This window comes from Arenimonas sp. (assembly GCF_019459675.1).
Classification (GTDB): Bacteria; Pseudomonadota; Gammaproteobacteria; order Xanthomonadales; family Xanthomonadaceae; genus Arenimonas.
On the sequence record NZ_JAIBFH010000449.1, the window covers coordinates 1 to 9,573 of the forward strand.

Sequence of the window (9,573 nt, forward strand, 5' to 3'; positions counted from 1 at the left end):
GAGGGTCACTTCCTGCGATTTAAAAGGCCGTGCCATGAGCAGGAAGTGACCCTCGCCTTCGCGGTGGGGCCGGCGCCGCGCCCATCCAATCACTTGGGTAAAGAGCCCTTTTTTTGGGGCGGCGCCGCCGCGTCGGCGCAATCTGGGATAATGGCGGCCCTGCCGTCGAAGCCCTGCCCGAATGACCGTGCCCCGCCCCGCCCTCGTCACCACCGCCCTGCCCTATGCCAACGGCCCGCTGCACCTGGGTCACCTGGTGGGCTACCTGCAGGCGGACATCTGGGTGCGCGCGCGGCGGATGGCCGGCGGCGAAGTGCACTTCGTCTGCGCCGACGACGCCCACGGCACGCCGATCATGCTGGCGGCCGAGAAGGCCGGGCTGGCGCCGGAAGACTTCATCCGCGGCGTCCAGGCCGGGCATGAAGCCGACTTTGCCAATTTCGGCGTCGCCTTCGACCACTACCACTCCACCCATTCGGACGAAAACCGCGAGTTGGCCAACCTGGTCTACACGCGGCTGCGCGACGGCACGCACGGCCCCCAGGCCATCGCCCGGCGCTCGATCCAGCAGCTCTACGACCCGGTCAAGCAGATGTTCCTGCCCGACCGCTACATCAAGGGCGACTGCCCCAACTGCGGCGCCGCCGACCAGTACGGCGACAACTGCGAAGTCTGCGGCAAGGCGTATTCGCCGACCGAACTGAAGAACCCGCGCTCGGTGGTGTCGGGCGCCACGCCCGAGCTGCGCGACTCGGAGCACTACTTCTTCGAGCTGGGCAAGTTCGAGGCCTTCCTGCGCGAATGGCTGGCCGGCGACGTGGCGCACGCCTCGGTCAAGGCCAAGCTGGGCGAGTGGCTGGAGGGTGGCCTGCGCGACTGGGACATCAGCCGCGACGCGCCCTACTTCGGCTTCTCCATCCCGGACGCGCCCGGCAAGTTCTTCTACGTCTGGCTGGACGCGCCCATCGGCTACCTGGCCAGCTTCAAGGCCCTGTGCGCGCGCACCGATAACGATTTCGACGCCTTCACCGACGCGGCACGCAACGCCGCGGGTGAAACCGAAATGCACCACTTCCTGGGCAAGGACATCATCAACTTCCACGGCCTGTTCTGGCCGGCGATGCTGCACGGCGCCGGCCTTCGTGCCCCCACCGGGCTGCACGTGAACGGCTACCTGACGGTGAACGGCGCGAAGATGTCCAAGTCGCGCGGCACCTTCGTGATGGCGCGAACCTACCTCGACACCGGCCTGAACCCCGAATACCTGCGCTACTACTTCGCCGCCAAGACCGGCGCCGGCGTGGTGGACCTGGACCTGAGCCTGGATGATTTCGTGGCGCGGGTTAACAGCGACCTGGTCGGCAAGTTCGTCAACATCGCCAGCCGCTGCGCGGGCTTCATCAGCAAGCGCTTCGACGGCAGGCTGTCCCAAGCGCTGCCCGACCCGGACATGTACGCACGCTTCGCCGCAGGCGTGCAGGACGTGGCCGCCAGCTACGCGCGCGACGAGTACGGCCAGGCGATGCGCCAGGTGATGGCGCTGGCCGACGAGGCCAACCGCTACATCGACGAGCACAAGCCCTGGGTGATCGCGAAGCAGGAAGGTGCCGACGCCGAACTGCAGGCCGTATGCAGCCAGGGCCTGAACCTGTTCCGCGTGCTGGCCACGGCGCTCAAGCCGGTGCTGCCCGTGACCGTCGCCCGCGCCGAATCCTTCCTGCGCGCGCCCGTGCAGACCTGGAGCGACATCGCCAGCCCGCTGCTGGGCCACGCCATCGCCCCGTTCGAGCCACTGATGACCCGCATTGACCCCAAGCAGATCGAAGCCATGACCCAGGCCAGCACCGAAGACCTCAAGCCCGCCGAGACCATCGCTGCGACGCCCAGCCCGGCCCAGGCGGCGAAGCCCGCCGTGGCGGCGGCAGCCACGGCGGCGCCCGCCGCGGCCGCCGGCACCACCATCGGCATCGAGGACTTCTCCAAGCTCGACCTGCGCATCGGCAAGGTGCTCGAGTGTGGCTTCGTGGAAGGCTCGGACAAGCTGCTGCGCTTCCTGCTGGACGCCGGCGAGCTGGGCCAGCGCCAGATTTTCTCGGGCATCCGCGGCAGCTACGGCGAGCCGGAGAAACTGGTCGGCCGCAGCGTGGTGTTCATCGCCAACCTGGCGCCGCGCAAGATGCGCTTTGGCATCAGCGAGGGCATGATCCTGTCGGCCGGCCATGACGGCGGCGCGCTGGCGCTGCTGGACGCCGACGCACCGGCCCAGGCCGGCATGCCGGTCCGCTAGGACGGGCCTTGAGCGAGATCGCGCTGCTGCTGGTGGGTGCGGCCTTCGTCAACAACTTCGTGCTGGTGAAGTTCCTGGGGCTGTGCCCGTTCATGGGCGTGTCGCGCCGCATCGACGCCGCCTACGGCATGGCCCTGGCCACGGGCTTCGTACTCACGCTGTCCGCCGCCCTGGCCTGGGCGGTGCACCACTGGATCCTGCTGCCGCTGGGTCTGGAGTACCTGCGCACGCTGGGCTTCATCCTGGTGATCGCGTCGGTGGTGCAGTTCACCGAGATCGTGATGAACCGCCAGAGCCCGCGCCTGTACCGGGTGCTGGGCATCTACCTGCCGCTGATCACCACCAACTGCGCCGTGCTCGGCGTGGCGCTGCTGAACGTGCAGGCGCGGCATACGCTGATCGAGTCCATCCTTTACGGCTTCGGCGCTTCGGTGGGCTTTGGCCTGGTGCTGGTGCTGTTCTCGGCCATGCGCGAACGGCTGGAGACGGCCAACGTGCCGGCCGCCTGGCGCGGCGCGCCGATCGCACTGGTCACTGCGGGCCTGATGTCGCTGGCTTTCATGGGGTTCACCGGCATGGTGCCGGCCTGACATGACCGGCGCACTGGCGGCGCTGGCCGCACTGGCGGCGGTGCTGGGCGCCCTGTTGGGCTGGGCCGCCGTGCGCTTCCGGGTGCAGGCCGATCCGATGGTGGAACAGATCGACCGGCTGCTGCCGCAAACCCAGTGCGGCCAATGCAACTACCCCGGCTGCCGGCCTTACGCGCAGGCGATAGCCGCGGGCGAAGCCGACATCAACCAGTGCCCGCCGGGCGGCGAGGCCGGCGTGCGCGCCCTGGCCGAACTGCTGGGCCGCGAAGCCAAGCCGCTCAATCCGGACAACGGCGAAGTGAAGCCGCCGGTCGTGGCGCTGATCGTCGAGGACGACTGCATCGGCTGCACCAAATGCATCCTGGCCTGCCCGGTGGACGCCATCGTGGGCGCCGCCAAGCAGATGCACACCGTCATCGCCGATCTGTGCACGGGCTGCGAGCTTTGCCTGCCGCCCTGCCCCGTGGATTGCATCGTGCTGGTGCCGCCGGTGCGCCGGCCCGTGCCCGTCAGAGCCGCTCGACCCGATAACCCTTGGCCTTGAGCATGGCCACCACGCCGTCGTCGCCCAGCAGGTGCATGGCGCCCACCACCACCAGCGTGTCGTCGGACGAACTGTCGTCCAGCATGGCCGCCAGGCGCGGCAGCCAGGCCTGGTTGCGTTCGACGTTCACGCGCTGGTAGAGCGCCGGGTACTCGCGCTTCATGTCCGCTGCGGTCGCGGCGAACAGGCCCTCACCGTCGCCAGCGCGCCACAGCGCGTGCATCTTGTCGATCTCGGACTCGATGTTGGCCACTTCCGCCAGCGTGTCCTGCAGCGCCTGCAGCTGTTCCTTTTCGTCCATGCCGTCGAACAGGGCGATCTGCTGGTCACCCGTCTCCAGCCCGCTGACCGGCTTGCCGGCCTTGATCGCGCGCTCGGCGAAATGCTTGTCCAGGCCCTTCTCCGGATCCAGGCCAACCAGCTGCATCTCGGTGATGCTGACCATCAGGCTGATGAACCACGCCTCGTAGGGCTGGAAGTTGGCGACGGGGATGTTGCGCTTGGCGGTGTAGGCCGACAGCTGTTCCCAGGTTTCCTCGGGAAGCGACTGCTGCAGCGTCTTGCCGTCGGTGCGCATGGCGGCCACGCCCATCTTCTGGCCCAGTGCCGGGTCGTTCATTTCCGCCGGCGACAGTTCGAACACCACGTGTTCGGCATCGGCCAGCGCGTCGTAGGTGCTGTCGGCCAGCGGGTAGTCGCTGTCCTTGAGCAGGTGGAACGAGCCGAGCAGGTAGATCGAATTGTCCGCGTCACTGACCTTCCACAGCAGCGGGGTGGGTGGCTCGGCGTGTACCGCGCAGGCGGTGGTGGCGAGCAGCAGTGCGGCGATGACGGGCTTGAACATGCGTCGGATTTCCTTCGATTGCGGGGGGCTTATTCGGTGAACGGGCGCGGCTTCTTCTCGCCGGCCTCCACCAACAGGTCGAGCCGGTTTTCCAGCGGCGGCATCGGGCAGGTGGAAAAGGCGGTGAAAGCGCAGGGCGGGTTGTACGCCTTGTTGAAGTCAACAACGGTGGTGCCGTCCTTGCCGGCGGGCGCGGCATAAAGGAAGCGCGAGGCGGCATAGGTGCTGTGGCCACTGGTGCGGTCGGCGATGACCAGGAAAAGCTGGCCATCGCCCTCGTCCACGGCCTGCAGCTTGAAGGACTTGCCGTCTTTTTCAAAGCTCAGGCTGCCCGGGTTGGCCATCTTCTCGACCATGCCCAGCATGTTGACGATCTCGATGGTGCTGCCCGGCGGATGCGCCTGGAACCGTGCCGTGACGCGGAACGACGGATCGATGTCGAAATAATCCAGGCCAGGGAACGCCGTGCGCGTGCGCGCCAGCGCGCTGCGAACGCGCAGGGCGAACCGGTCGCTGCGCTTGATGACCACGAAGCTGGCGTCGCCCTTGTTGAAGCCCACCACCGTGGCGGGACCGTTGGCGTCCGAGGCCAGCGCCACCCGGCCGGTGGCCGGCGCTCCATCCACCGTCACTTCAACGCCTTTCGGGATCGTCAGACTGATCGAACCATCCCGGGCCAGGCTCAGCATGCCCAGCTGCGGCGGACCCAGCGACAGGCGGGTGCCGTTGTCGCGCGCCGATCCCACGTACGTCTGGCCCAGGGGCAGCCAGTGCAGCCCCACCAGCGAAAGCCAGCCGTCGGGGCGGGTGAGGCGGGCCAGTCGCTCGTCGCGCCACGCAAGAATCTCGCCTTCGTAAGCCAGCTTCGCCGCGCGCTCGGCGCGGGCCGCCGACGCCGATTCCGCGGCTTGTTCTTCAGCGCCGCCGCAGGCAGACAGCAGCAGGGCAAGCAACAGCAGGATGGGCAGGCGCATCATCGTCCCCTGAGGAAAAGTCGGTCGAGCTCGGTCTTGCTCAGCTGCACCCAGGTGGGCCGGCCGTGGTTGCATTGCCCGCTGCGCTCGGTGGGTTCCATGTCGCGCAGCAGCGCGTTCAATTCGGGCACGCCCAAACGGCGGTTGGCCCGCACCGAGGTGTGGCAGGCGAGCGTGGACAGCAGCTCATTGCGTGCTTCTTCCAGGCGCCGCGTCTGCCCGTGTTCGCGCAGGTCCGAAAGCACGCCCAGCACCAGGGTGCGCGGGTCCAGGTCGGCCAGCAGGGTGGGCACGCTGCGCACGCTGAGCGACTGCGGGCCGGCGCGGCGTAGTTCGAAGCCGAATCCCGCCAGCGTGTCGACGTGCTGCTCGGCCAGGTCAGCCTCGCGTTCGGACACCGCCAGCGACAGCGGCACAAGCAGCGGCTGGGACCGGATGCCTTCGCCGTCGCGCGCCGTCTTCAGGCGCTCGTAGGTGATGCGTTCGTGCGCGGCGTGCATGTCCACCAGCACCAGGCCCTGCGAGTTCTCGGCCAGCACGAAAATGCCGTGCAGCTGCGCCAGCGCGTAGCCCAGCGGCGGCGCCTGCGACTCATCCGCGGCCGGCATCGCTTCAGCGCCGACGCCGCTGCCGCCGCCCGAGGCGGACGGAGCGCGATAGAGCGCCGCATAGGCCGACATCGCCTCGCGCACCGGCAGACCCAGGCCCGACTGCGCCGGCGGCGCCCACGCCCCCGCAGCCGCCGGCACGCCGTCATGGCCCGCGGCAAGGCCGGCCCGGGTGGACTTGAGCGCCTCGTGCAGCGTGCGGTAAATGAAGTCGTGCACCAGCCGCTGCTCGCGGAAGCGCACCTCGTGCTTGGCCGGATGCACGTTCACGTCCACCTGGCGCGGATCGCATTCCAGGAACAGTACGAACGCCGGATGCCGGCCATGGAACAGCACGTCCGCATACGCCTGCCGCACCGCATGCGCCACGGTGCGATCGCGCACCGCGCGGCCGTTGACGTAGAAGTACTGCTGGTCGGCGCTCGATCGCGCCGCCGTCGGCAGGCCCACCCAGCCGCGCAGCCGGAGCCCGGCCCCGGCGTGTTCCACCTGCAGGCACTGCGTGGTGAATTCTTCGCCCAGCGCCTCGGCCACGCGGCGCAGGTGCTCGCCGTCGTCGCGCACCGGCCTGTAGTGGCGCGACAGCCGGCCGTTATGGCTGATCCGCAGCTCCACGTGCGGCCGGGCCAGCGCCAGCGAGCGCAGCCATTCTTCGATGTGGCCAAGCTCGGTGCGTTCGGCGCGCAGGAACTTGCGGCGCGCCGGCACGTTGTAGAACAAGTCACGCACTTCCACCGTGGTGCCGGCGGGGTGCGGCTGCGGCTGCGCCGGCGCGATCCGGCCGCCGTCCACTTCCAGCCGCACGCCGTGCTCCTGCGCCGCGGTGCGCGAGCTCAGGGCGAAACGGCTGACCGAAGCGATGGACGGCAGCGCTTCGCCGCGAAAGCCCAGCGTGGCGACTTCCTCGAGGTCATCGAGCGAGGCGATCTTGCTGGTGGCGTGGCGGGAAATCGCCAGCGCCAGTTCGCCGGCGGGGATGCCGCCGCCGTCGTCGCGAACGCGGATCAGGCGGATGCCGCCTTCCTCCAGCTCGATGTCCAGCCGCGTGGCGCCGGCATCCAGCGCGTTCTCCACCAGTTCCTTGACCACCGACGCCGGACGCTCGACGACCTCGCCCGCGGCGATCTGGTTGACGAGCGTATCGGGCAGCTGCTGGATCGGCACGGCGAGGGTCCGGGATGGCGGACCCTGATGATACCAGCGGCGGAAGGGCCTACTTGGGCGCGGAAGCGACCGTGGCGGCCACCGGGATGGTCAGGCGGTCACCAATGCGCACCGTGTCGCCCTCGATGCGGTTCGCGCTGCGGATGCTGCTGACGGGCACGCCGTGGCGGGCCGCGATCAGGCTGAGGGTTTCGCCCCGGCTGACCACGTGCTGGCGGCTGCCGCTGAACTGGCCCTGGCGCGCGGCATACCAGGTGCCCGGGGGCGCCTGGTCGGCGAAATAGCTGCGCACGCCGCTGACGATGGCCGAAACCATGCGGCCGCGATACGCGGGGTCGCTGAGCTTGGCTTCTTCACCGGGGTTGGAAATGAAACCGGTCTCAACCAGCATCGAAGGCACGTCGGGGGACCGCAGCACCACGAAGTTCGCACGCTCGATCTGCGGCTTGTGCGCCTTGCCGACCTGCTTGAGCGAGGCCAGCACTTCGCTGGCAACGTCGTCGGACACCCGCATGGTGGCGTTCTGCGACAGGTCCAGCAGCACGGCGGCGAGGTTCTTGTCGCGTGCGTCGAGTTCCACGCCACCCACCAGGTCGGCGGCGTTTTCCTGGTCGGCCAGCCAGCGTGCGGCTTCCGAAGACGCGCCGCGCAGTGAAAGTACGTACACCGAAGCGCCGGTGGCGGCGCGGTTGTGCGCAGCGTCGGCGTGGATTGAAATGAACAGGTCGGCCTGCGCCTGCCGGGCGCGCATGTAGCGCTGGTCCAACGGAATGAAAACGTCGCGGTCGCGCACGAGGAAAGACTGCATGCCGGGATCGGCATCGATGCGCGCCGCCAGTTCGCGCGCCATCGCCAGCGTGATGGCTTTTTCGTGCTTGCCGCTGGGGCCGATGGCGCCGGGGTCCTTGCCGCCGTGGCCGGCGTCAATGGCGATGATGAGCTTGCGCTGGCCGGTGCCGATGACGTCCTGCACCGTGCGCGCCGGGGCGGGCTTGGCGCCGACGATGGCCGCGCCGTCGCTGCGCAGTTCCAGGATCAGGCGAGTGCCGCCGCCCACGCGCTCCACGCGGCTGCGCGGCTTCACGCCGCCGGCCAGGTCCAGCACCACGCGCAGGTCGCCCTCGGCGGGCTTGCCGGTGCGAACCGCCGCGACGATGCCATTGGGCGAAGGCGCCTGGTAGCCGGCGGACAACGTGGTGCGGGACAGGTCCAGCACCAGCCGGTCCGGGTTGGCCAGGGTGAAAATCTTGTACTCGGATTCGCTGGAAAGCTCGAGTACGGCGCGCGTGCCGCCGTCTCCCTCCACCAGTTTCAGGCTCTCGAGCCGCGCGGCGAAGGCCGCTGGCGCCGTAACGCCGAGCAGGGCGGAGGCGAGCAATACCAGGGCGGGAAGTCTGCGCATGGCCGGATTGAACCACCCTGCCACAACAAAAGCAAGATTTTCCTTTGGAATCCGTAGCCTGCCCAATCTTTCTAAACAATCGAACAGAAGAAGCCCGGAGAGGCTGTCACAGGGGGATTCTGCCCAGCCAGGCCTGCCCCGCCGGCGAGCCGGACTCGACAACCGCGCGGCGGCCGGCACCCACCGTGTCCAGGCGCACGCGAAGATCCGGGGCCGGCAGGCTGCCAGCCCCACGCTCGGGCCACTCCACAAGCCACAGGGTGGCCTCGGCCGCCAGTTCATCCAGCCCCAGGAAGTCGAGTTCGGCGGCGGCGGCTAGGCGGTACAGGTCCAGGTGCGCGGCTTCGCCACCCGGGATGGCGTAGCGCTCCACCAGCGCGTAGGTCGGGCTTTTGATCGGCCCGGTGACGCCGAGCGATCGGAGCCAGGCGCGCGCCAGCGTGGATTTTCCGGCGCCCAGGTCCCCTTCCAGGAACACCACCGCATGCGCCGGGCGCGCCGCCGCCAGAGCCGCACCCAGCGCCGCCGTGGCGTCGGGGTCTGGAAGCGTGAACTCGCGCGTCATTCCGGGTTGGCCATGCGGCGCAAATGCGGAAACAGGTCCGACGGCAGCAGCCCGCGCTGGCCGCCGATGCGCGCGGCGGCGTCGCCTGCCGCCGAATGCAGCAGGGCGCCCGCCACCGCGGCCTGGAACAAGGGCAGGCCCTGCGCGACCAGCGCCGCGATGACGCCGGAAAGCACGTCGCCCATGCCCCCGGTGGCCATGCCGGGATTGCCCGCCCCGATCACGGCGGGCGCCTCGCCCGGCGCCGCGACGAGGGTGCCGGCGCCCTTGAGCACCACCACGCAGCGGTACTTCTGCGACAGCGCCTCGGACGCACCGAAGCGGTCGGCCTGGATCGCGGCTTTTTCGCATCCCAGCAGCCGTGCGGCTTCGCCGGGATGGGGCGTGATGATGGCCTGCGGCAACGGGCAGGGCGAGGCCGCAAGCAGGTTGAGCGCATCGGCATCCAGCACCACGGGGCGGCGACTGTCCAAAGCCGCCCGATACAGCGCCCTGCCCCACTCGCCCTGGCCCAGGCCTGGCCCGACGGCGAGCACCGTGGCGCGTTCCACCAGCGGTGCCAGGGCCTCCGGGTCCTCGACGGCAAGCGTCATCG

At 69.3% G+C, this 9,573-nt stretch carries 9 protein-coding genes; 3 read left to right on the forward strand and 6 right to left on the reverse strand.

The window, feature by feature from the left end; genetic code table 11:
- Positions 1–187: 187 nt before the first annotated feature.
- The 3 genes from metG to rsxB are packed head-to-tail and all read left to right on the forward strand — an operon-like array spanning position 188 to position 3,421.
- The gene (gene metG, locus K0M70_RS14805; RefSeq protein ID WP_290783254.1) at positions 188–2,287 is read left to right on the forward strand and encodes a methionine--tRNA ligase; all 2,100 of its coding nucleotides are present in this window, start codon (positions 188–190) and stop codon (positions 2,285–2,287) included.
- 8 nt (positions 2,288–2,295) lie between these two features.
- Positions 2,296–2,877: an electron transport complex subunit RsxA gene (gene rsxA / locus K0M70_RS14810; protein ID WP_290783239.1), complete on the forward strand. Its 582-nt coding sequence runs from the start codon at positions 2,296–2,298 to the stop codon at positions 2,875–2,877.
- 1 nt (position 2,878) lies between these two features.
- Complete coding sequence (gene rsxB / locus K0M70_RS14815; RefSeq protein WP_290783241.1) at positions 2,879–3,421, forward strand: electron transport complex subunit RsxB; 543 nt, start codon at positions 2,879–2,881, stop codon at positions 3,419–3,421.
- Here rsxB and K0M70_RS14820 read toward each other — a convergent pair.
- From K0M70_RS14820 to K0M70_RS14845, 6 genes are all read right to left on the reverse strand, one after another.
- Positions 3,387–4,265, reverse strand: coding sequence for a TraB/GumN family protein (locus K0M70_RS14820; RefSeq protein WP_290783243.1), 879 nt, complete (start codon positions 4,263–4,265; stop codon positions 3,387–3,389). The two genes, rsxB and K0M70_RS14820, sit on opposite strands and share 35 nt — an antisense overlap.
- Before the next feature lie 29 nt (positions 4,266–4,294).
- The gene (locus K0M70_RS14825; protein WP_290783244.1) at positions 4,295–5,239 is read right to left on the reverse strand and encodes a DUF1684 domain-containing protein; all 945 of its coding nucleotides are present in this window, start codon (positions 5,237–5,239) and stop codon (positions 4,295–4,297) included.
- Positions 5,239–7,011 carry a DNA mismatch repair endonuclease MutL gene (gene mutL / locus K0M70_RS14830; protein ID WP_290783246.1) on the reverse strand — a complete coding sequence of 591 codons (1,773 nt, stop codon included), beginning with the start codon at positions 7,009–7,011 and terminating at the stop codon, positions 5,239–5,241. The genes K0M70_RS14825 and mutL overlap by 1 nt, the downstream gene beginning before the upstream one ends.
- Before the next feature lie 49 nt (positions 7,012–7,060).
- Positions 7,061–8,413: an N-acetylmuramoyl-L-alanine amidase gene (locus K0M70_RS14835; protein WP_290783248.1), complete on the reverse strand. Its 1,353-nt coding sequence runs from the start codon at positions 8,411–8,413 to the stop codon at positions 7,061–7,063.
- Between the two features lie 106 nt (positions 8,414–8,519).
- Positions 8,520–8,978, reverse strand: coding sequence for a tRNA (adenosine(37)-N6)-threonylcarbamoyltransferase complex ATPase subunit type 1 TsaE (gene tsaE, locus K0M70_RS14840; protein WP_290783250.1), 459 nt, complete (start codon positions 8,976–8,978; stop codon positions 8,520–8,522).
- Positions 8,975–9,573 (reverse strand): NAD(P)H-hydrate dehydratase (locus K0M70_RS14845; protein ID WP_290783252.1); only part of this gene is annotated, 599 nt, incomplete at its 5' end. The genes K0M70_RS14845 and tsaE, both read right to left, overlap by 4 nt.

Bases quoted from the DNA above. Each gene is read 5' to 3' on its own strand.
- rsxB (WP_290783241.1), top strand. From the start codon at position 2,879: ATGACCGGCGCACTGGCGGCGCTGGCCGCACTGGCGGCGGTGCTGGGC.
- K0M70_RS14820 (WP_290783243.1), bottom strand. From the start codon at position 4,265: ATGTTCAAGCCCGTCATCGCCGCACTGCTGCTCGCCACCACCGCCTGC.
- K0M70_RS14825 (WP_290783244.1), bottom strand. From the start codon at position 5,239: ATGCGCCTGCCCATCCTGCTGTTGCTTGCCCTGCTGCTGTCTGCCTGC.
- K0M70_RS14835 (WP_290783248.1), bottom strand. From the start codon at position 8,413: ATGCGCAGACTTCCCGCCCTGGTATTGCTCGCCTCCGCCCTGCTCGGC.
- tsaE (WP_290783250.1), bottom strand. From the start codon at position 8,978: ATGACGCGCGAGTTCACGCTTCCAGACCCCGACGCCACGGCGGCGCTG.